The organism is Arenibacter antarcticus, from assembly GCF_041320605.1.
GTDB lineage: Bacteria > Bacteroidota > Bacteroidia > Flavobacteriales > Flavobacteriaceae > Arenibacter > Arenibacter antarcticus.
This window is the reverse complement of the sequence record NZ_CP166679.1, coordinates 4,474,681-4,497,076: the sequence shown is the minus strand read 5'-3', so window position 1 is coordinate 4,497,076 and position 22,396 is coordinate 4,474,681. Positions and strand designations below refer to the sequence as shown.

The window sequence follows — 22,396 nt, the reverse complement described above, 5'->3', positions numbered from 1 at the left end:
AGGGTGATTTTATATCGGAATATGAAATTAGGGTCTAGCTTATCTATTTTGATATTTTCTCCTGACCAAAATCGCCTTAAATTTTAAACGACTATACATTAAACCGGAAATAAGAAGCGCAGCAGCCACCAAAAGAACATTAAATTGGATCAAGGTATATAGGTACCCACCAAAAATACCTCCTAAAAAGAAAAAGCTTATGATATAGAGTCGCAATCTAATGTTGGTTTTAATATGGTGCCTGTTCAGATGCTTTTTGGGGAACATTAAATAGGATAGCTCTATACCTAAATCTGTGAAGAGTCCGGTTAAGTGGGTAGTACGCACTACTGCATCTGATATTTTGGTAACAAATGAGTTTTGGACCCCCATAGCGAAAAGCAAAAGACAGGCAATTAAACTTGCAGACGGATCGCTTAGTGTCTGTACTAGGACAGCGATCATTACCAGTGTCCCTGCCTCCAAAAGTGTAGGGAGCACATAAATGTTTATTCTTTCGCGAATATCGGTCAGCTCTATTAAGGTACTTGAAATAAAGGAACCAAAAAGGAAGGAAAGGATATAGAGCAAATAAACGCTTCCCTGCCATGGTTCCCATCTATGGATTTCATCGATAAAAAACGCAAAATGACCTGTTACATTTGTGGTGAGCTTGTGGATGGACAAAAAACCAGTAACATTTACAATTCCTGCAACAAAGGAAAGTAAAGAAGCGATTTTTAAATTGTGTTTGGCAGTTCTATATTTGCCTTGATGTCTAAACATTTAAATCTTTTATTATAGGTTTCGTTGTCCTAATCAGTGGAAGCAGTTATTCCGTTAGCGAATAGCTTACGGACCCTGTGAAGGTCGGTTTTAAAGTTTAATCTTATGGTCAAAAAATACTCAAGTTGCCATTTTTGTGTTTTTTTTGCCGTACTATTAATGGGGTGATCCCATGCGGGATAAACTCGAAAACCCCGTTTCCCTTGCCTTTTGTCTCCGGTGATAATACCCTGCTCCAGCAATACAGATCTAGGAAAGACAAATTGCCCGTGTTGGCTATTATATTGCACATTAATTACAAACAGATCAATGTTGTCCCCGTCAGTAAATGGGGTAGTGGTTCCTTGCTCGGTTCTTTTCCATAAGGTTACAAACTGACCTATTTTTTGAGGAGTAATTTTAGCCATTCTCCCCATAATCGGCTTATGGTTAAGTTGATAGGTACATGCTTGGTATTCCGTGCTTTCCGGGGAGAGGCAAATATTGTTTAGCTCCATACCGCAAGGCGTATAGATTTCTTTAGAGAGAAAAGCCAAGTAATCAATTGTTTTTAAGGTCGATGCTTTTGTCAATTGCAAATTGAATTAGTTGTTGCAAAGTAGTTAAATGCACATTTATTCCGAGATAGCTTTCTGTATAATGGGCCAAATGTTCCTAGCGATAATTCGCTGTCCTTCCGCTGTAGGGTGAATTCCATCTGGTTGATTGAGTTCTGGTATTCCGGCCACGTTCTCCAACAAAAATGGGATCAACATCAAATTGTTTAGTGTTGCTAATTGGGGAAATAGATTTTTAAATTCAGCAGAGTACTCCGGGCCCATATTAGGTGGAATCTGCATTCCTGCCAAAATAATGACCGTATCCGGGTTTTCTGATTTTACTGTATCAATAATATCTTGTAAGTTTTTCTTGGTTTCACTCAACGGGATTCCTCTTAATCCATCATTGGCACCCAATTCCAAAATAAACACATCCACCTTTTGTTTTAGGACCCAAGAAACTCTATTCTTCCCACTGGCCGATGTTTCCCCACTAAGTCCAGCATTTATTACCTTATATTCCATGCCAAGGGTGTCTAGTTTTTCCTGAATAAGCGCCGGAAACGCTTCATTGGGATCTAGGCCCATTCCTGCAGTTAGGCTATTTCCATAGAACAAAACAACCTTATTGTTTACAGAATCCATTATTTCCGTGGTGTCCTGTTCGCTTATCACCGCATTATCCTCAGTTTTGTTTTGTGTTTTTTCCCCGCAGGAAATAAACGAGGTCAAAATAATTAAATAACAAAAGCTTAACAAGGTTCGCATGTGATAATGGATTTAATTCAAATTCATTTTCTTATTTTGCCTAATTGCAACTAAGGAAACAAAAGCAACATTAGAAGAATAATGGCAAAGATATTAAACGTAAGCAACTTGGAGAAATCTTACTCCAGTGGTTCAAAAAAACTAAAGGTACTTCAAAATATATCCTTTACGATAGAGAAGGGTGATACCTTTTCCATTGTAGGGCCTTCGGGCAGTGGAAAAACAACCTTACTTGGGCTTTGTGCCGGTTTGGATAGAGCGGATACCGGTATTATCGAACTTTGTGGGACCAACCTTGGTGTTTTAAGTGAAGATGAAAGAGCGCTATTGCGGAGTAGGGAAGTGGGTTTTGTATTTCAGGATTTCCAATTGTTACCGACACTTACAGCCTTAGAAAATGTAGTGGTCCCCTTGGAGTTGCAAGGGGTTAAGAAGGCATCGAAAAAAGGGATCGAGTTGTTGGAGAAGGTGGGATTGGCAAATCGTTTGCACCACTATCCATCACAGCTCTCTGGTGGGGAGCAACAGCGGGTTGCAGTTGCTAGAGCTTTTTCCAATGGACCTTCAATTTTATTTGCCGATGAACCAACGGGCAACTTAGATGCCGAAACTGGTGAAAAGATAATTCGTTTGCTTTTTGATCTTAATGCAGATACCGGAACCACCTTGGTAATCGTAACCCATGATATGGAATTGGCAGACATGACCCAACATCAGATTAGATTAAAGGGAGGTAAAATAATTACAGAACAAAATACGCCAATATCGTGAACAGGAATTCCAACGATCATTCCAAAGCAGGCTTTCTTTGGGTACTAATTATGGCTTGGCGTGATGGGAAGGCCAGTGCCAGAAAGTTGGTGCTTTTTATGGCCTCTATCGTCATTGGAATAGCCGCAGTTGTGTCCATCCAATCCTTTGGAGACAACCTTAAGAAAAATATTTCGGTACAGTCCAAATCCCTTATGGGTGCCGATTTTATTATAGATAGCAAGCGGCCAGCTAATAAGAGGGTTATAGAAATTATGGATTCGCTTGGGGGTGCCCAAGCCAAGGAAATCAATTTCCCATCCATGGCGACATTCGTAGCAAAGGGCAGCTCAAAATTGGTGCAGATCCGAGGTATTGAAGGTGGATTCCCATTTTATGGAGAAATAGATACAGACCCTAAAGAAGCAGCAATCCAGTACCAAGAAAATGGGGCCGCCTTGGTTGATGCTACAGTAATGCTTCAACTGGGAGTAGTCCCAGGAGATAGTATAAAGGTGGGGGAGGTTACCTTACCCATTGCAGGGGCAATAAATTCCATTCCAGGGAGTTCCTCGGTATTTAGTTCCATTGCTCCTGCGGTGGTAATCCCCTATCGTTTTATTGAAGATTCAGGGTTGATTCAACAGGGAAGCCGGTTGGAATATGAGTACTATTTTGTAGCCGCTCCAGAGTTAGATTTGGAGGCGATGGATAAAACGTTGAACCCTATTTTAGATGCCGAGGAAGCGGATTTGGACACCCATTTTTCAACCAGTCGCAATTTAGGGCGGAGATACGACAATTTTGGAAAATTTTTAAACCTAGTCGCATTTATAGCCCTGTTGTTGGGCTGCGTTGGTATAGCAAGCGCCGTTCATGTTTATATTAAAAGTAAACTGCCTAATGTGGCAGTGTTAAAGTGTCTGGGCGCCACCAAGAGACAGACGTTCTTGATTTATTTAACCCAAATTGCGGTGATAGGTTTCTTGGGCGGACTTATGGGCACTGTGGTAGGCTTACTGTTACAACAAGGATTCCCTATAATATTAGAAGGCTTATTACCTGTAGAAGTTAAGATTTCATTGGCACCCCAAGCAATTTTTATGGGGCTGTCGTTAGGGGTGTTAATGTCGGTATTGTTTGCCTTATATCCATTGATGGGAACACTTTATGTGTCACCATTGCAAGCATTACGAATAGGGAATGGGAACGCTAATGCCTCTAAATTGTCTGGTATCCTTGTGTCGGGTAGTATTTTTATATTTATTTTTCTGTTTTCGCTCTGGTTGCTTAGGGATTGGCGCTATGCGCTGGCATTTGTAGGTGGTATTTTAATAACCTTTACGGTATTAGCAGCAGTTGCCCATTTTTTGATGCGGGGAATAAAGCTATATTTTCCATCCACATGGAGCTTTACGGCCAGGCAGAGCCTATTAAATTTATTTCGTCCACAGAATCAGACTCTAATTCTGATATTGGCCATTGGGGTAGGTACCTTTTTAATCAGCACCTTGTATTTCACAAAAGATCTATTGCTCTCACAAGCCAGTTTAGAAAATGGAGCGGATAGTCCTAATATGATACTCTTAGATGTCCAAAGCGAGCAACGCGAAGCAGTTGCTGGTACCATTCGGGAAAATGATCTTTCTGTTTTAGATGATATCCCAATCGTAACAATGAGGATACAAGAATTAAAAGGGACTGCTGTAAACGAGATACGAAAGGATACAACTTCCAAGGTGAGAAGGTGGATTTTAAACCATGAGTTCCGGGTAACCTATCGCGATAGCATGACGGCCTCAGAATCTTTGGAGTCGGGGAATTGGGTAAAAGAAGTAATGCCTGGAAAGGAAATCCCTATTTCTGTAAGTGATAATTTTGCAAGGGATGCTTTGGTTTCCTTAGGGGATAAAATAATTTTTAATGTGCAAGGCGTAATTATGGACGCCAAGGTCCATAGTATACGGGCTGTGGATTGGAGTAGGATGCAGCCCAATTTCACCATCGTCTTCCCCAAAGGGGTGTTGGAAAATGCACCCCAATTTAGAGTGTTGACCACCAATGCTCCCAATACCACAATAGCCGCCAAATTGCAGCGAGACTTAGTGAGAAAATTTCCCAATATTTCCATATTGGACCTAAGACAGATATTGACGGTGATAGAGGGACTTTTAAATAAAATAAGCTGGATTATTAACTTTATGGCCTTCTTTAGTATCCTAACAGGAATAATCGTTCTATTAGGGGCAATACGTACTGGTAAATACCAACGTATCAGAGAAAGTGTGTTGTTAAGGACCTTAGGAGCAAGAAGTATTCAAATTATGCAAATAACAGCCTTGGAATATCTGTACCTTGGAGTTTTGGGAAGTCTATCCGGAATTCTCCTCTCCTTAGTTAGCAGTCAGTTTTTGGCATGGTGGATATTCGATGCTCCTTTTGTGCCCTCCACGGTACCATTTTTAATATTATTTCCAGGAATTGTAATGCTGGTATTGATTATAGGGCTTACCAACAGTAGAAGTGTAATAACGAGCCCGCCATTGGAGGTGCTTAGAAGAGAAGGGAATTAAAAATAACGGTAGTCCGTAATTAATTGATGGAGGGAGTGGATGCTCATTGGACACCTACTCCCTCCCACTAATGCGGTTTGCGAAAATTAAATGGCTAATCGACTTATATAGCCTTAATGTTGGCTTTTAATCCTTCCACGATCCCCGTGATATTAATTACCGTTTCTTTTAAATAATACTTAATAAGCACTTGTGGAATTCTGATGGTCGTAAAACCATTTTTAAATGAATGCATAGCCTCTTCTAGGTCAATTATCGCCTGTTCATGCGAGATACTATGATATTCGGTGCTAACCTCAATATTAAGCTTTACCCTAGAGATGGCTATATCAATGGATTTTGTTCCATCCCACCACTCTAACATTGGATTTAAGCCCGCATCTTTTAAGCCATAGTATAATTGTATTACTTCTTTGGAGGTGCCTTTCGTTTTAATTATTTTCTCCAATCGGATTTTATGCTTGGTACAAAGCTCCAATCCAAAAATGTCCAATGCATTTTTATGGTAGATATAATTAAGAGTTTTCTTACATTCTAAACAGATCATTTAAGTAGGTTAAAAAATTAATTAGGGACTACTATAACCTCATAATTGTTGGTTTATTATATTGGGATGATGTTAAAGTGATAAGTTTTAGATGAACTGCAACAATCCGTTAGTATAAAATTAAATCAGCCTGTAAATCACGTATTTTCACCTATCCAAAAAACTCATTTTAAGGAACTCTTCAGCCAAATTAAAAATACAAACAAGCTATTAATCCACTAAATTAGTGACTTATCTAGAGTTCATGCTCTAGTGTTGTTTCGCTGGGCACAAAAGGGCAGTAGGTATGAGACCTATGGTAAGGCCAATTGAATATTTTAGGCGAACAATATCCTTTTTTAATGGAATAACCATATATATTTACCAATGGATAAATTTGTAGGTAATATGAGGTTAGGTACGTTTATTTTTAGTGTTTTGGCTTGTTTGTTGGCAATAGCGTGCAAACCCGATACGAAGGCAGTTTTGAATATTTCAGAATCCTATTCCGCACCTTTGCTCACTTTTAGCGAAGCCAATCGTTTGGCACTTTTGCCGCTGGAATGTCTTCAAGTGGAGTACCCTAATAAATTAAACCAGTCCTTACAGGATTCCACACATTTGGGCAGTCCCAAACAATTGCACCCTGCATTCTACGGATGCTATGACTGGCATTCCTCTGTCCACGGACATTGGTCCTTGGTGTCATTGCTAAAACAATTTCCAAGGTTAAACCAGGCGGCTACCATACGAGATAAATTGATACAGAACATTTCCAAAGACAATATCGAGGCAGAAATTAGTTATTTTAATATGCCGGGAAATGCTACCTATGAACGTACCTATGGCTGGGCGTGGATCCTTAAACTTGCAGAGGAGTTGCATACTTGGGAGGATCCCTTGGCTAGGGAATTAGAGGCTAACCTACAACCCTTAACGGATTATATTATTACGGCATATATGAACTTCCTTCCAAAATTAAATTACCCCATTAGGGTAGGGGAGCATACCAATACCGCATTTGGACTTTCCTTGGCATGGGATTATGCGATATCTTTAAATAATTCCAATCTTAAGAATGCCATAGCCACCAGTGTTTCGCGTTTTTATAAGCAGGATACGGAATGCCCAATAAACTGGGAGCCAAGTGGATTTGATTTTTTGTCGCCCTGTTTGGAGGAAGCAAATCTTGTAAGAAAAGTATATAGTGAAGAACAATTTAAGGTATGGCTCCATAAATTCCTGCCACAATTGGTAGATCCTAACTTTACATTGGAACCTGGTAGGGTAGGTGACCGTGCTGATGGAAAGTTGGTCCATTTAGATGGATTAAATTTTAGCAGGGCCTGGTGTTTATACGGTATTGCCGAGACCTTCCCACAATACGAACACCTTAAAACTATTGCAGCGGACCATATTACTTATTCCCTGCCCAGTATTGTGGACGATAATTATAGTGGCACCCATTGGTTGGGAAGTTTTGCCTTGTACGCCCTAAACTCTGCTCATTAGTATGTTCCGTAAAATGGGCCCTGGGGTTTTGATCGCAGCCGCCTTTATTGGTCCTGGCACGGTTACAGCATGTACTTTGGCCGGTGTTCAATTTGGATATTCCCTTTTGTGGGCTATGATGCTTTCTGTTATTGCTACAGTGGTGCTACAGGAAATGGCGGCCAGATTGGGCGTGGTTACCCAAAAAGGACTGGCGACTGTAATTAAGGATCAATTAACGGTGCCATGGATAAGAAATATGGTTCTAGGGTTGATTTTAGGGGCAATTGTACTCGGAAATGCCGCATATGAAGGTGGGAATATTGGTGGTGCCTCATTGGGTTTGGAAGCAATTTTTGGTGATGGGCTTTTGGCCTATTATCCTTATGCTGTGGGAGCGGTTGCCTTTTTACTTTTGTTTTTCGGCAATTATAAAATCTTGGAAAGGTCCTTAGTTTCCCTTGTAGTTGTTATGAGTCTGTCCTTTCTAATTACCGCCATTGTTACCAAACCCGATATAATAAGTGTTTTTAAGGGGATCTTTGTTCCTCAAATACCCGAAGGGAGTGTACTCACCATAATTGCACTAGTCGGAACTACGGTTGTCCCTTATAACCTGTTTTTACATGCTTCATTAGTAAGCGAAAAATGGAAATCCAAAGCCGATTTAAAATCGGCAAGAAAGGATACCGTAATCTCGATCTTTATGGGAGGCTTGGTATCTATGGCCATTATTATTACCGCATCCGGTATCCCGATCAAGGAGATTACAACAGCAATGGATATGGCTGAAGGATTGAAACCACTTTATGGCAATAGCGCCAAATACTTTATGGGGATAGGCTTGTGTGCAGCAGGACTCACTTCTGCGATTACGGCACCTCTTGCGGCCGCGTATGTTGTGAATAGCTGCTTTGGTTGGAATGCGGGTTTGAAAGACCTACGTTTCAAATTGGTGTGGATGATAATTATAATTATGGGAGTAATTTTTATGTCCCTTGGCATAAAACCCATAGAAATTATTAAACTTGCACAAGTAGCCAACGGCTTGTTATTACCTATAATTGCGATATTCTTGTTGTGGGTTGTAAACTTAAAAGTGGTAATGCAAGGGCATCAAAATACTAATTTTCAAAACATTCTTGGAGTATTAATCATCTTGTTGGCGCTGGTACTAGGAGGAAAGAGTATATTCACCGTATTTGGACTTTTTTAATGAAAACATATTCCATCGATATCAACTGTGACCTTGGGGAAGGTTTTAATAATGAAGCCTTGATCATGCCTCATATCACCTCCTGTAACATTGCCTGTGGAGGTCATGCCGGCAACAAGGAAACGATGAAATGGGTAGCTGGTCTGGCCAAGGAACACAAGGTGTTGGTAGGGGCACACCCATCTTATCCAGACCAAGAGAATTTTGGTCGTACTACAATAAATATTTCCGATAGGGAGCTGATAAATAGTATAAAGTCTCAAATTCTTGATTTGGAAAGCGTGCTCGTTGAACTTCATATTCCATTGACTCATATAAAACCTCATGGCGCTTTATATAATGATGTTGCGAGGGATAGTAGGATGGCAGAGGTTTTTATTTCAGCAATTGCGGATCTTAAGGATAAGGTTGTACTGTATGTGCCCTATGGGTCAAAAATGGAAGAGGTGGCTTTAATAAACGGTTTCAAGATAAAATATGAGGCTTTTGGAGATCGGAATTATAATACTGACGGCTCTTTGGTGTCACGAAATCACGACAATGCATTGATCCAGGATCCCGTGACAGTTTTAAATCACATTCGTTATATGGTTGAGGAACAAGAGGTGAGGACGGTAGCGGGGACTTCCATAAAATTATTGGCGGATACCTACTGTATTCATGGGGATGCACCCGCTACATTACAAATATTAACGTATCTTTCCCAAGAGTTACCAAAGCATAAAATTTTTATAAAAAATTGAGGAATTACAATATATCGGTTCGGCAATTTGGAATACATGCCCTTTTGGTGGAATGGCCAAAAAAAGTAGAAGAAGCTATTTTAGTGGATATTCTGCAGTTTTCCCGTTACCTTAAGGATAACCACTTAAATGAAACTGAATGGGAGTTTATTCCTGCCTATAATTCCCTTACTTTGGTATGTAAGGATAGGGAGTTGGATTTCGCGGGTCTAAAACCACAATTTTTAGATTGGTACGATCGAAAAACAGAGGTTTTAGTATCAGATAGATATCTATGGAGGCTTCCCGTGTGTTATGATCAGGAATTTGGAATAGATTTGGAAGAGATCGCGCTTCACTTAAATCTTACTACTGCCCGCATAATAGAACTGCACTCAACTTCCATTTATACTGTTTACGGTATAGGGTTTTTGCCAGGATTCATGTATTTAGGAGGTGTGCCGGAAGCCTTGGAGGTGCCTAGGAGAGCTACCCCACGTGCCAAGGTACTCAAAGGTTCTGTAGCACTTGCAGGGAAACAAACGGGTGTATATCCCCAAGATTCCCCTGGGGGTTGGAATATAATAGGGAGTTGTTCTGTTGCAATGTTCAATTCTCAAAAAGAAGAACCTTGCTTCGTAAAGGTGGGCGATAAAATTCAATTTTACCCTATCTCCAAAGGGGAATATCAGTTGCATCTAATTGAAAGTGAAGTCGGAATCTATAAAATAGAAAAAATAGCGTTGGATGCTTAATATTTTAAAACCAGGTTTTTTTACTACAGTGCAGGATTCCGGTAGATTTGGATATAGGGACATGGGTGTTCCAGTTTCAGGGGTAATGGATGCCTATGCAGCTTCCAAGCTCAATGCCATTTTGGAAAATGATGAAAATTCTGCCGTTTTGGAAATCACTATGACCGGACCTACCTTGGAATTCAAGGAGGAAACCTACATTGCCCTAGGCGGTGCAGAAATGATGGCCACCCTGAACAATATTAGAATTTTAAACTACAAGGTTTATAAGGTGAAAAAGGGAGATGTACTGGCCTATGGTAAATTGGAGGTCGGATTTCGTGCCTATTTAGCGGTCAAAGACGGATTTAAGACTGCACCTGTTTTAGGGAGTAGGTCTTTTTACGCTCCAGTTACAGAGAGAAACTCTATAAAAACATTGGTGAGTTTGCCCTATGTGCCTTTTAAGGACTTTGATCCGAAAATTTCTGAGATCAAGGTAGATTCAGGACTAGACAGTATGACTCTTGAAGTATACAGGGGTCCAGAATTTGGGGAATTGACGGATAGGCAATTGGGTAAATTGTTTTCCATGGAGTTTTCTGTCGCAAAGGAAAATAACAGAATGGCTTACCAATTAAATGAAACTATAGACGGCTGCGATATGTCTATGCTCACCTCTGCAACTTTACCGGGGACAGTTCAGTTGACGCCATCGGGAAAATTAATCATTCTTATGAAGGACGGACAGACCACAGGGGGATATCCTAGAATATTGCAACTTTCCGACAGTTCCATTGCTATTTTGGCTCAAAAAAAATCTGGAGATTACATCAGTTTTATGTTAAAATAGAAAATGATTCTAATTTTTTTGCGTTCTAATTTTTAATTACTAGTTTTACTCGATGAAAATAAATAAGAATATAATCAATGTAGTCATTATTATCCCATAAAGGGGTGATACGGATTTCTTTTGATTAAAAAAGCCTGTATCAGATTCATTTGATGCAGGCTTTTTTTATTAAAATTTTTAAATATAGTTTTTTACGGAAATAGAGATCTATAAAATGAAATAGGACAAGAATAAATCCTACTGAATATGATATGAATTACAACTTTAACTAATTGATTTTGAGCTGTTTGAAATCAAATCTAGATAATTGAATTTAAATCATTCTTTTATGTTAAAGCACATAGGGGTTTTAAACCGTTATCTTTGAAAGTCATAGTGAAAGCATAGTATTAAAATTAGAAAAGAATACAGATCGATGGAATTAAATAAATACAGTAAGACTGTTACACAAGACCCTACATTACCAGCTGCACAGGCTATGTTACACGCTATTGGTTTAACGGATGAAGATCTAAAAAAACCTTTGATAGGAATAGCTAGTACTGGTTACGAGGGCAATCCCTGTAATATGCATTTAAATGATTTGGCGGTTCATATTAAGAAGGGCACTGAAAATGCTGGTTTAATAGGACTAATTTTTAATACAATTGGCGTTAGTGATGGCATAGCAAATGGTACTCCAGGGATGCGTTATTCATTGCCTTCTAGAGATATTATTGCAGACTCTATGGAAACCGTAGTAGAGGGGATGAGCTATGATGGTCTTATCACTGTTGTTGGGTGTGATAAGAATATGCCTGGTGCCTTAATGGCCATGTTGCGTTTAGATAGACCTTCCATTTTAGTGTACGGTGGAACTATAGCTTCAGGGTGTCATAACGGAAAAAAATTAGATATTATTTCTGCTTTCGAAGCCTATGGTCAAAAAGTAGCTGGAACCATTGATGAGTCAGAATTTAAAGAGGTTATTCATAAAGCATGTCCAGGCGCAGGTGCTTGTGGCGGTATGTATACAGCAAACACTATGGCTTCTGCAATTGAGGCTTTGGGAATGTCATTACCATATAATTCCTCAAATCCTGCAGTAAGTGATGGCAAATTAAAAGAACAAGAATCTATAAAAGCTGGTGAAGCGTTACGTCTTTTGTTGGAAAGAGATATTAAGCCTTCAGATATTGTTTCAAAGAAGTCTTTGGAAAATGCTTTTAGATTGGTTACGGTACTTGGTGGTTCTACCAATGCGGTACTTCACTTCTTGGCAATAGCTAAAGCGGCGCAGATAGAATTTACTTTAGAAGATTTTAAAAGGCTTAGTGATAACACGCCTTTATTGGCAGATCTTAAGCCAAGTGGGAAATATTCAATGGAAGAACTGCATGCCGTAGGGGGTATTCCAGGGGTATTAAAATACTTATTGGATAACGATATGCTTCATGGTGATTGTTTAACCGTAACAGGTAAAACGTTGGCCGAAAACTTAGAAAACGTCCCTAATTTACTGGAAGGTCAGGATATTGTAAGGACCTTGGATAAGCCCATAAAAGAAACAGGGCACATTCGAATTCTTTTCGGAAACTTGGCCACCGAAGGTGCTGTAGCCAAAATTACGGGAAAAGAAGGCCTATATTTTAAAGGAACAGCAAATGTATTTGATGGTGAAGATGCTGTAAACGAAGGCATTAAAAATGGTAAGGTCAAGAAAGGTGATGTCGTTATTATTCGATATGAAGGCCCAAAAGGAGGGCCGGGAATGCCAGAAATGCTAAAGCCAACGTCTTCTATTATGGGAGCAGGTTTAGGTAAAGATGTAGCTTTAATTACAGATGGTCGTTTCTCTGGTGGTTCTCATGGTTTTGTGGTGGGGCATGTTGCTCCAGAAGCTCAAGACGGTGGGAATATAGCTTTAGTTGAAAATGGGGATATTATTGCGATAGATGCTGAGAAAAATACTATAAATATTGAAATTTCAGACGAAGAATTACAGCATAGAAGAGCAAAATGGGTGGCACCAAAATTGAAGTTTCAGCGTGGTGTCCTATATAAATATGCCAAAACAGTATCATCTGCATCAAAAGGATGCGTTACCGATGAATTTTAATTATAAACAAACATTTCCCGAACAAGGAAATTTAAGGGTAGAGATGCCAATATGTTAACCGATTAGGTCTACGATTATGGAAACATTGAAAAAGGAAAAAGCAGAATCAGTAAAAAAAGTTACCATGAGAATAAGTGGTGCCGAAGCTATTATCCATTGTCTTTTAGCAGAGGGGGTAGATTTAATTTACGGGTATCCCGGTGGCGCCATTATGCCGCTCTATGACGAGTTGTATAAGTTTCAGGATAAACTTACCCATATCCTAACTCGGCACGAACAGGGAGCTACTCATGCCGCTCAAGGCTATGCAAGGGTAACGGGTAAGGTAGGGGTGGCAGTGGCAACCTCAGGTCCCGGTGCAACCAATTTGGTGACCGGTTTGGCGGATGCTCAGATAGACTCTACTCCAATGGTGTGTATAACCGGGCAGGTATCTCGCCATTTATTGGGTTCGGATGCCTTTCAGGAAACAGATATCATAGGAATCTCTACACCAGTTACCAAATGGAACTGTCAAGTGACCGAGGCTTCGGAAATACCGAAAGTATTAGCCAAGGCTTTTTATATAGCAAGGTCAGGTAGACCTGGCCCAGTATTGGTAGATATTACCAAAAACGCGCAATTTGAAGAATTTGACTTTAGTTATGAGCATTGCAAGGGTGTGCGTAGCTATATTCCATACCCAAAGCCAGATCCAAAATCGATCGAAATTGCGGCCGATTTGATCAATGCGGCCAAAAAGCCATTTATTGTGTTTGGACAAGGGGTTATTTTAGGGAAAGCTGAGGAACAATTAAAGGCATTGGTGGAAAAGGCGGGAATTCCTGCAGCGTGGACCGTTTTGGGACTTTCTGCAATGGATACCGATCATCCCCTAAATGTTGGAATGGTAGGGATGCACGGGAATTATGGGCCCAATTTATTGACTAATGAGTGTGATGTGTTGATAGCCATCGGTATGCGTTTTGATGATAGGGTTACCGGAAGTTTGGATACCTATGCAAAACAGGCAAAAATAATTCATTTCGACATAGACCCTGCGGAAATAAACAAAAACGTAAAGGCTGATGTAGCAGTCTTGGGCGACTCAAAGATGACCTTGGATTTATTGTTGCCTTTGATCAAATCTAACAAACACGAATCTTGGCACAATGAATTTAAGGAAAAATATAAGATAGAATTTGAACAGGTCATAAAAAATGATGTTTATCCTACCAAGGATAAACTCACTATGGCCGAAGTTATAGAGGAAATCAATATTGCCTCCGGGCATAAGGCAATTATAGTATCCGATGTTGGTCAGCACCAAATGATTGCATGTAGATATGCCAAATTTAAACAAAGCAAAAGTAATGTAACCTCCGGTGGATTAGGGACAATGGGTTTTGCTTTACCAGCGGCAATAGGAGCCAAAATGGGAGCCATGGATAGGGAAGTTGTGGCTATTATTGGTGATGGAGGATACCAAATGACAATTCAGGAGTTGGGAACTATCTTTCAAAACAAGACCCCTGTAAAAATCGTGGTATTGAACAATGATCATTTGGGGATGGTACGTCAATGGCAGGAATTGTTTTTTGAAAGTAGATATGCTTCTACCGTAATGGTAAATCCAGACTTTGTGAAAATTGCTGAAGGGTATGATATTCAGGCAAAACGGGTAAGTGAACGCAAGGACCTAAAGGCAACCATACAAGAAATGATGGCCTCCAAAGACGCTTACTTTTTAGAAGTTAAAGTAGAAAAGGAAGATAATGTCTTTCCAATGATTCCTGCAGGGGCATCGGTATCGGATATTAGATTGAAATAACAATACTATATACACCTGTGTTTTTAAAGGTTTTAAATGGGGCTCATGAACGATTTTAATATTTTGGACAGACCATTGTATCATTCTGAAATAGAAATGAAATCTAACGAGATTGGTTTCACTATGCCTTCGGACCTTTATATAGGATCTTTGTTGAAAACCTTGATTGCTTCCAAACCTAAGTCCCGCTTTTTGGAATTGGGTACTGGAATTGGACTTTCATTATCCTGGATGGTTGCCGGAATGGACGAAGATTCAGTGCTAATAACCGTGGATAATGATCCTGAACTCTGTAAAATTGCAGAAGGATTTTTTGGTCAGGATAAACGCGTTCAAATAGTTTGTGACGATGGCGCTAAATGGATCAATAGTTATAAAGGGGAGAAATTTGATTTGGTCTTCGCTGATGCTTGGCCAGGGAAATACAGTCGGTTAGACGAACTATTAGCCCTAATTAAGGTGGGTGGCTATTATGTTATAGACGATCTATTGGCACAACCAAACTGGCCAGAGGGACATCAGGAAAATGTAGATAATTTGGTGGCTGATCTAGAGAAAAGAAAAGATCTGGTCATCACAAAAATAAATTGGTCCACCGGATTGATCATTGCAGTAAGGAAATAGAATTAATATTAATTTAAAATTGCCCGAAAGTTTCCTTTAATAATCGGAAGGGCAAGATATTGGGAGATGGAAAAAAAATGGTTTACGATTTCAGTATACTCCGAAAATAGTGTAGGGTTACTGAACAGGATATCAGGAATATTCTTAAAGCGACATATTAATATAGAGAGCTTAAATGTTTCAAAATCAGAAATAGACAACGTTTCTAAATTCACCATTGTAGTGTATACTACTGATGAATGGGTGCGTAATATTGTGGGGCAGGTTGAAAAACAAATTGAGGTTATTAAAGCCTTTAGCCATACCGATGAGGAGACTATTTATCAGGAGTCTGCATTGTTCAAAGTGGCTTCTACCTTATTGTTCGACGAAAGAAATATTCAGAATATAATCAAGGAAAGCAATGCCCAAATTGTGACTGTTTCTAGGGAGTATTTTGTTTTGGCGAAAAGCGGTAGAAGAAATGAAATAGACGAAATGTATCAGCAATTAAAGCCGTATGGTATCATGCAATTTGTACGTTCGGGGAGAATAGCCGTTTCCAAGGCCGAAATGCAGATTTCGGCAATTCTAAAAGAATTTAATCAATAAATAATAACCCTGATAAACGTCAGGATAAAAATCGATTTTAAAAAATGGTAAATTATTTTAATACGCTATCATTAAGGGAGAAATTAACTCAATTGGGAAAATGTAGATTTATGGAATCTTCTGAATTTTCTGACGGGGTATCGGCATTACAAGGAAAAAAAATTGTTATAGTAGGATGCGGAGCCCAAGGATTGAACCAAGGTCTTAATATGCGCGATTCTGGGTTGGATATTTCCTATACCCTTAGGGATGCAGCTATTAAAGAAAAAAGACAGTCTTTTGTAAATGCTTCTGAGAATGGTTTTAATGTAGGAACTTATGAAGAATTGATCCCAACTGCTGACCTAGTAATTAATTTAACGCCAGACAAACAACATACGGCCGTAGTAACCGCCATTATGCCGTTAATGAAAAAGGGAGCTACCCTATCGTATTCACATGGTTTTAATATGGTGGAAGAGGGAATGGAAATCCGTGAAGATCTTACCGTTATTATGGTGGCTCCAAAATGCCCCGGTTCTGAAGTAAGAGAAGAATATAAAAGAGGATTTGGGGTGCCAACATTGATTGCGGTTCACCCAAATAATGACCCCGAAGGTAAGGGATTGGCACAGGCAAAAGCGTATGCTGTTGCTACAGGAGGTCACAAAGCGGGAGTTTTGGAATCTTCTTTTGTAGCTGAAGTGAAGTCCGATTTAATGGGGGAACAAACTATTTTATGTGGCTTGCTGCAAACCGGTTCTATCTTATGTTTCGATAAAATGATCGAAAAGGGGATCGATGCAGGCTATGCCTCCAAATTGGTACAGTACGGTTGGGAAACCGTTACAGAAGGATTAAAATATGGTGGAATTACCCATATGATGGATCGTTTGTCTAATCCGGCTAAAATAAAGGCGTTTGAACTTTCAGAAGAATTGAAGGATATTATGCGTCCTCTTTTTCATAAGCATATGGACGATATCATGAGTGGCCATTTCTCCAAAACCATGATGGAAGACTGGGCTAATGATGATAAGAACTTATTGACTTGGAGAGCGGCTACGGGAGAGACTGCTTTTGAAAAAACACCAGCGAGTTCCGATAAAATTTCTGAACAAGAATTTTATGACCATGGGGTATTGATGGTGGCTATGGTACGTGCCGGAGTGGAATTGGCTTTTGAAGCAATGACAGAATCTGGGATAATCGCGGAATCTGCATATTACGAGTCCTTGCATGAAACTCCATTGATCGCAAATACTATTGCTAGAAAGAAATTATTTGAAATGAACAGGGTTATTTCGGATACTGCCGAGTACGGGTGTTACCTATTTGACCATGCCTGTAAGCCATTGTTGGCAGACTTTATGACATCCATCGAAACAGATGTCATTGGAAAGCACTTTGCCGATGAAAAACATTTAGGAGTGGACAATGCTAAGTTGATTGCTGTAAACAAGGCATTGCGCGAGCATCCGGTAGAAATAGTAGGGGCAAGGTTGCGTGCATCCATGACCGCTATGAAGCCTATTGTGTAATATAAATTAAACGTATAATAAGACCTGTCGGAAATTTTTAACTGGGCAGGTCTTTTTTTTTCACATTTATGAATTCGTATTTTCCAAAAATTGAAGATGTTCGGAAGGCGGCGATTACGGTTCGTCAAGTAGCAGATATTACCCCATTAATGCAGAGTATTCGTTATTCCAAAACATACGATGCCAATATTTTATTAAAACGGGAAGACCTTCAGCGGGTAAGAAGCTATAAAATAAGGGGTGCATTTAATAAGATCAGTTCTTTGGATCCGGAACAATTGGTTAACGGTGTGGTTTGTGCTAGTGCAGGTAACCATGCACAGGGCGTGGCTTTTGCCTGTAACCATTTAGGAATTAACGGAATCATTTATATGCCTTCCGTGACACCAAAACAAAAGGTGGAGCAGACAAAGTTATTTGGAGGAAAATGGGTGACCGTAGTGTTGGAAGGAGATTCTTTTGACGATTCTTCCAAAGCAGCTAAGGTATATTGTTCCGACAATAAGAAAACCTTTATCCATCCGTTTGATGATCCCAAAATAATTGAGGGTCAGGCAACCGTGGGATTGGAGATTTTAGAGCAATCCAAGGTTCCCATAGACTACCTTTTTGTAGCTGTTGGTGGTGGCGGTTTGGCTTCTGGACTTTGCGCTGTCTTTAAGGCTCTATCTCCACAGACCAAAATCATAGGAGTGGAACCAGAAGGGGCTCCCTCCATGAAAACATCAATGGAAAAAGGAAAGAATACGGAATTGGATCAGATCGATAAATTTGTCGATGGAGCTGCAGTAAAACGGGTAGGGGACTTTACGTTTAACATCTGTAAGGACTATCTTTACGATATGGTCACCGTACCAGAAGGGAAGGTCTGCCAGACTATTCTGGATTTATACAATAGGGACGCCATAGTGGTAGAACCGGCAGGTGCACTGACCCTTACAGTTCTTGATGATTATAAGGAGGAGATTAAGGGCAAAAATGTGGTCTGTGTGGTCAGTGGAAGTAATAACGATATAACCAGAACTGCAGAAATAAAAGAAAGGGCCCTTTTGTATGGAAAGTTAAAGCATTATTTTATAGTGCGTTTCCCCCAGCGTCCAGGTGCCTTGAAACAGTTTGTGGCCGAAATTTTAGGTCCAGACGATGATATCACCCATTTTGAATATTCAAAAAAATCGAGCAAAGAGAATGCACCAGCAGTCGTAGGAATCGAATTAAAAAGTCCAGAAGACTTGGAGCCTTTGGTTAAGCGCATGAAGGAAAATAACTTTTATGGTGATTATATAAACGACAAGCCCGATCTTTTTCAATACCTAATCTAAGTAATGTAATATCGTTATTAGTGGATGTTTTACCGGCCTAACCAATAACATTAAAGTTTAGCTAAGTATTGGAAAAGCTCCAAAACAAAAGAGAAAGTGTTCAGCTGTGCAAGATTTTTACCGTGGTTTTTCAACCTAATAGTTAGGAAATATAACTTAGCGGAGCAAAGTGCACCTTAATTTAATAACAATTTGTTGTATTTTTATTATTTGGTAGGCAACGAAACCGTTTTCGATTGGCTGTTACCTATGCGCTCCAATTTTTTAGTATTTTAAGAAATCCACATTTAGTATTTTAGTGCTGAAAAAGTTAATTTTTTAATCCATTATAATTTATATCAAAATAGAATCTATGAGTAATACAACTATACCAAAGGAATATGAGATTACAAGTCAAATACAGCAAACGGCGTATTTGGTAAACGGGGAATTAAAAAAATGGACTGGAAAATCGAGCGAAGTATACTCCACCATATCCTCAACTGATACGTATGCCCCCACTTTGTTGGGAAGTATTCCGGATATGGGTGAAAATGAAGCACTAGAAGCTTTGGATGCTGCCGATAAAGCCTATGATAAAGGAAAGGGTACTTGGCCCACCATGAGGGTTAAGGAAAGAATTGAATGTATGGAGGCCTTTGTCATAAAGATGAAGACCAAAAGAGATGAGGTGGTGAAATTACTAATGTGGGAAATTGGTAAAACCCTTGGCGATTCACAAAAGGAATTTGATCGTACGGTAGAGTACATAGAGGATACCATTGAAGATTATAAAAAAATGGACCGTGATGCCGCCAAATTTGAAAAACATGACGGTGTATATGCCCATATTAGAAGGGGCCCATTGGGAGTAGTGCTCTGTTTGGGGCCATATAACTATCCGTTGAACGAAACATTCGCCCTGTTGATCCCTGCAATTATAATGGGGAACACCACTATTTTTAAACCTGCAAAACACGGGGTGCTACTTATAACTCCTTTATTGGAAGCTTTTCAGACTAGTTTTCCCAAAGGTGTGGTGAATATAATTTTTGGCCGAGGTAGAGCTGTAGCTGGTCCAATAATGCAGACAGGAAAGGTAGATGTCTTGGCGCTTATTGGGAACAGTAAATCTGCGAATGCCTTACAGAACCAACATCCAAAAAGCAATAGATTGCGATTGGTACTCGGGTTGGAAGCCAAGAATCCGGCCATAATTCTTCCAGATGCTGATTTGGACTTGACCATTAACGAGTGTCTTGCAGGAACCTTGTCATTTAACGGACAGCGGTGTACAGCTTTAAAGGTGATCTATGTACATGAGGATATCGCCAGTGAATTTAATAAACGTTTCTCAGAAAGAGTGGATGCACTTAAATTTGGAAATCCATGGGAGAACGGCGTAAACCTAACTCCTTTGCCAGAGCCAGGGAAACCGGCTTATATACAAGAGTTAATCGATGATGCCGTGGATAAGGGTGCTAAAATATTAAATAAAAAGGGCGGACAACATTCCGATAATTATATTTGGCCAGCGGTATTATTTCCAGTTGATAAGCAAATGAGAGTGTACCAAGAAGAACAATTTGGTCCAGTGATACCCATCTTAACTTTTAAGGATATAGAAGAGCCTTTGGACGATATGGCCGAATCCAATTACGGACAACAAGTAAGCCTTTTTGGAAAAGACGTCTATGCACTTGCCCCGTTAATTGATACCTTGGCAAATTTAGTGTGCCGAGTAAACCTTAATAGCTCATGTCAGCGTGGCCCAGACGTTTATCCGTTTACTGGTCGCAAAGATTCTGCCCAATCCACTTTAAGTGTTTACGATGCATTACGCTCGTTTTCTATAAGAACCTTTGTTGCATTTAAAGACAATGATCTTAACAATGAGACGATAGAGCAATTACTTGAAACCAAATTGTCCAACTTTATCAGTACCGATTATATTTTATAATGTAGACCGATTTAGAGTTGGCACTATAGAGACCTATCAGGTTTAAAACTGATAGGTCTCTTTTTTTGTAATTGTCGGTAAATATTTGCTTGCACTCCAATAGGTGCCTTAGGTTTTTAATGAATTGTACGCCACTCTAAACCACAGGAAGCCTTAAAGAATGGTTAAATAGGCTAGAAATGCTTGAAAAGAGCGTAATTTTGCGGCCTTTTAAAACGGAAAGGTAGAATTTACAAGTACTGTTTATTGCTCGTATACTTTGGTGTAAAGTCGAAAAATAACGGTAAGTGAGAAGGAATTATAGGAATATGGGATCGGATAAAACGAATAAAAAAGCACTTTTTGCTCTAGCCATGGGCGGATTTGGAATAGGAATGACGGAATTTGTAATCATGGGTATTTTACCCAATGTTGCCACGTCCTTACAGATTACCATTCCACAAGCGGGACACTTTATAGCGGCTTATGCCTTAGGGGTTGTGGTTGGGGCTCCTACCTTAACGCTGTTGAGTGGGAGATGGTCCGCCCATAAGGTGTTGTTGTTTTTGATGTTGTGGTTTACTGTTTTCAATACAATATCCGCTTTTTCCAGTAGTTATGAAATGTTGTTGGTTACCCGCTTTTTATCTGGTTTACCACATGGTGCCTTTTTTGGCATCGGGGCTGTTGTAGCGGGTAAACTTGCTAAAAAGGGGAAGGCCGCCCAAGCGATTGCCATTATGTTTGCTGGGCTAACGGTTGCCAATGTAGTTGGTGTGCCCTTGGGCACGTACTTGGGACAACATTATAGCTGGAGCCTTTCATTTATAATGGTAGGTGTTGTAGGCGTGTTTACCATGCTTGCTCTTTACTTTTGGATGCCTCAATTAGAGCGTTCTTCCTCCAAGGGGATGGTCAAAGACCTAAAGGTTTTTAAGAGCTTGGAATTATGGATAATCATTTTATTGACTATTGTAGGTACAGGAGGATTTTTTGCCTGGTATAGCTATATAGCTCCCTTACTCACAGAGGTTTCTGGGCATTCACAAACAATGGTAAGCTACGCGATGATCATCGCTGGCTCCGGTATGGTGGTAGGGAATTTTATTGGCGCTAAAATGGCAGAGAAGTTTAGTCCTATGAGGGCGGTAATTATAAGTTTATCCTTAATGGTGACCGTTCTGCTCCTCAATAGCGTTATAGCAACTAATCCTACTGGTATTTTAATTTGGACCTTTGTGATCGGGATGATATCGTTTACCGTATCAACTCCCATCCAAATGGCATTTATTAAATCGGCAAAAGGCTCCGAAATGTTGGGAGCTTCCATGAATCACAGTGCATTTAATATGGGAAATGCCTCTGGGGCATATTTTGGTGGCCTACCTTTGGCTATGGGCGCCGATTTTACCGCCCCTAGTATAGTTGGAGCTGTTATGGCAGGTAGTGGGGTGCTGATCGGGGTGCTAATCGTTATCACTAGAAGGTCTAAAAAGCGAAGAATGGATAGGGCACTGGTGTATGACCAATAGGCTTTGTTCTTCGATAAATAAGAAGGTTATAAAAAATGAAAGAT

At 39.8% G+C, this 22,396-nt stretch carries 19 protein-coding genes; 15 read left to right on the top strand and 4 right to left on the bottom strand.

Going from position 1 to position 22,396, the window contains the following annotated elements; all coding sequences use genetic code 11:
* Positions 1-39: 39 nt before the first annotated feature.
* Genes KCTC52924_RS18500 through KCTC52924_RS18490 form a run of 3 tightly spaced genes read right to left on the bottom strand, consistent with a single transcriptional unit; the run spans position 40 to position 2,072 of the window.
* Complete coding sequence (locus tag KCTC52924_RS18500) at positions 40-765, bottom strand: YoaK family protein (RefSeq protein WP_251807849.1); 726 nt, start codon at positions 763-765, stop codon at positions 40-42.
* A 29-nt stretch (positions 766-794) separates the two neighbouring features.
* The gene (locus tag KCTC52924_RS18495; RefSeq protein ID WP_251807848.1) at positions 795-1,337 is read right to left on the bottom strand and encodes a MepB family protein; all 543 of its coding nucleotides are present in this window, start codon (positions 1,335-1,337) and stop codon (positions 795-797) included.
* 42 nt (positions 1,338-1,379) lie between these two features.
* On the bottom strand, positions 1,380-2,072 hold the full coding sequence (locus KCTC52924_RS18490) for an arylesterase (protein ID WP_251807847.1): 693 nt from the start codon (positions 2,070-2,072) through the stop codon (positions 1,380-1,382).
* 81 nt (positions 2,073-2,153) lie between these two features.
* Here KCTC52924_RS18490 and KCTC52924_RS18485 point away from each other — a divergent pair, with 81 nt between their 5' ends.
* Positions 2,154-2,843, top strand: coding sequence for an ABC transporter ATP-binding protein (locus KCTC52924_RS18485; RefSeq protein WP_251807846.1), 690 nt, complete (start codon positions 2,154-2,156; stop codon positions 2,841-2,843).
* Positions 2,844-2,893: 50 nt separating this feature from the next.
* Positions 2,894-5,395 carry an ABC transporter permease gene (locus KCTC52924_RS18480; RefSeq protein ID WP_251807961.1) on the top strand — a complete coding sequence of 834 codons (2,502 nt, stop codon included), beginning with the start codon at positions 2,894-2,896 and terminating at the stop codon, positions 5,393-5,395.
* A 103-nt stretch (positions 5,396-5,498) separates the two neighbouring features.
* Here KCTC52924_RS18480 and KCTC52924_RS18475 read toward each other — a convergent pair whose 3' ends face one another.
* The gene (locus KCTC52924_RS18475) at positions 5,499-5,942 is read right to left on the bottom strand and encodes a hypothetical protein (RefSeq protein ID WP_251807845.1); all 444 of its coding nucleotides are present in this window, start codon (positions 5,940-5,942) and stop codon (positions 5,499-5,501) included.
* Between the two features lie 366 nt (positions 5,943-6,308).
* Here KCTC52924_RS18475 and KCTC52924_RS18470 point away from each other — a divergent pair, with 366 nt between their 5' ends.
* The 13 genes from KCTC52924_RS18470 to KCTC52924_RS18410 all read left to right on the top strand — a co-directional run bounded on the left by KCTC52924_RS18470 (position 6,309) and on the right by KCTC52924_RS18410 (position 22,352).
* Positions 6,309-7,433 carry a DUF2891 domain-containing protein gene (locus KCTC52924_RS18470; protein ID WP_251807844.1) on the top strand — a complete coding sequence of 375 codons (1,125 nt, stop codon included), beginning with the start codon at positions 6,309-6,311 and terminating at the stop codon, positions 7,431-7,433.
* Position 7,434: 1 nt separating this feature from the next.
* Entirely contained in the window at positions 7,435-8,628 is a 1,194-nt protein-coding gene (locus KCTC52924_RS18465; RefSeq protein WP_251807843.1) for an Nramp family divalent metal transporter, read from the top strand.
* A complete protein-coding gene (gene pxpA, locus KCTC52924_RS18460; protein ID WP_251807842.1) occupies positions 8,628-9,371 on the top strand; it encodes a 5-oxoprolinase subunit PxpA in 744 nt (247 codons plus the stop codon). Before KCTC52924_RS18465 ends, pxpA begins: the two co-directional genes overlap by 1 nt.
* Positions 9,368-10,105: a 5-oxoprolinase subunit PxpB gene (gene pxpB / locus KCTC52924_RS18455; protein ID WP_251807841.1), complete on the top strand. Its 738-nt coding sequence runs from the start codon at positions 9,368-9,370 to the stop codon at positions 10,103-10,105. The genes pxpA and pxpB overlap by 4 nt, the downstream gene beginning before the upstream one ends.
* Positions 10,098-10,937, top strand: coding sequence for a biotin-dependent carboxyltransferase family protein (locus tag KCTC52924_RS18450; RefSeq protein WP_251807840.1), 840 nt, complete (start codon positions 10,098-10,100; stop codon positions 10,935-10,937). The genes pxpB and KCTC52924_RS18450 overlap by 8 nt, the downstream gene beginning before the upstream one ends.
* A gap of 415 nt (positions 10,938-11,352) precedes the next feature.
* The gene (gene ilvD / locus KCTC52924_RS18445) at positions 11,353-13,035 is read left to right on the top strand and encodes a dihydroxy-acid dehydratase (RefSeq protein WP_251807839.1); all 1,683 of its coding nucleotides are present in this window, start codon (positions 11,353-11,355) and stop codon (positions 13,033-13,035) included.
* A 76-nt stretch (positions 13,036-13,111) separates the two neighbouring features.
* Entirely contained in the window at positions 13,112-14,845 is a 1,734-nt protein-coding gene (ilvB, locus tag KCTC52924_RS18440) for a biosynthetic-type acetolactate synthase large subunit (protein WP_251807838.1), read from the top strand.
* A gap of 45 nt (positions 14,846-14,890) precedes the next feature.
* Entirely contained in the window at positions 14,891-15,469 is a 579-nt protein-coding gene (locus tag KCTC52924_RS18435; RefSeq protein ID WP_251807837.1) for an O-methyltransferase, read from the top strand.
* Between the two features lie 66 nt (positions 15,470-15,535).
* Positions 15,536-16,060, top strand: a complete 525-nt coding sequence (gene ilvN, locus KCTC52924_RS18430) for an acetolactate synthase small subunit (RefSeq protein ID WP_251807836.1) — start codon at positions 15,536-15,538, stop codon at positions 16,058-16,060.
* A gap of 44 nt (positions 16,061-16,104) precedes the next feature.
* Positions 16,105-17,580, top strand: a complete 1,476-nt coding sequence (gene ilvC, locus KCTC52924_RS18425; RefSeq protein ID WP_251807835.1) for a ketol-acid reductoisomerase — start codon at positions 16,105-16,107, stop codon at positions 17,578-17,580.
* A gap of 68 nt (positions 17,581-17,648) precedes the next feature.
* Positions 17,649-18,902: a threonine ammonia-lyase IlvA gene (gene ilvA, locus KCTC52924_RS18420; protein WP_251807834.1), complete on the top strand. Its 1,254-nt coding sequence runs from the start codon at positions 17,649-17,651 to the stop codon at positions 18,900-18,902.
* Between the two features lie 352 nt (positions 18,903-19,254).
* Positions 19,255-20,841 (top strand): NADP-dependent glyceraldehyde-3-phosphate dehydrogenase, encoded by a 1,587-nt coding sequence (locus tag KCTC52924_RS18415; RefSeq protein ID WP_251807833.1) that lies wholly within the window; start codon positions 19,255-19,257, stop codon positions 20,839-20,841.
* Positions 20,842-21,149: 308 nt separating this feature from the next.
* The gene (locus KCTC52924_RS18410) at positions 21,150-22,352 is read left to right on the top strand and encodes an MFS transporter (RefSeq protein ID WP_251807960.1); all 1,203 of its coding nucleotides are present in this window, start codon (positions 21,150-21,152) and stop codon (positions 22,350-22,352) included.
* The last annotated feature ends 44 nt before the right edge of the window (positions 22,353-22,396 follow it).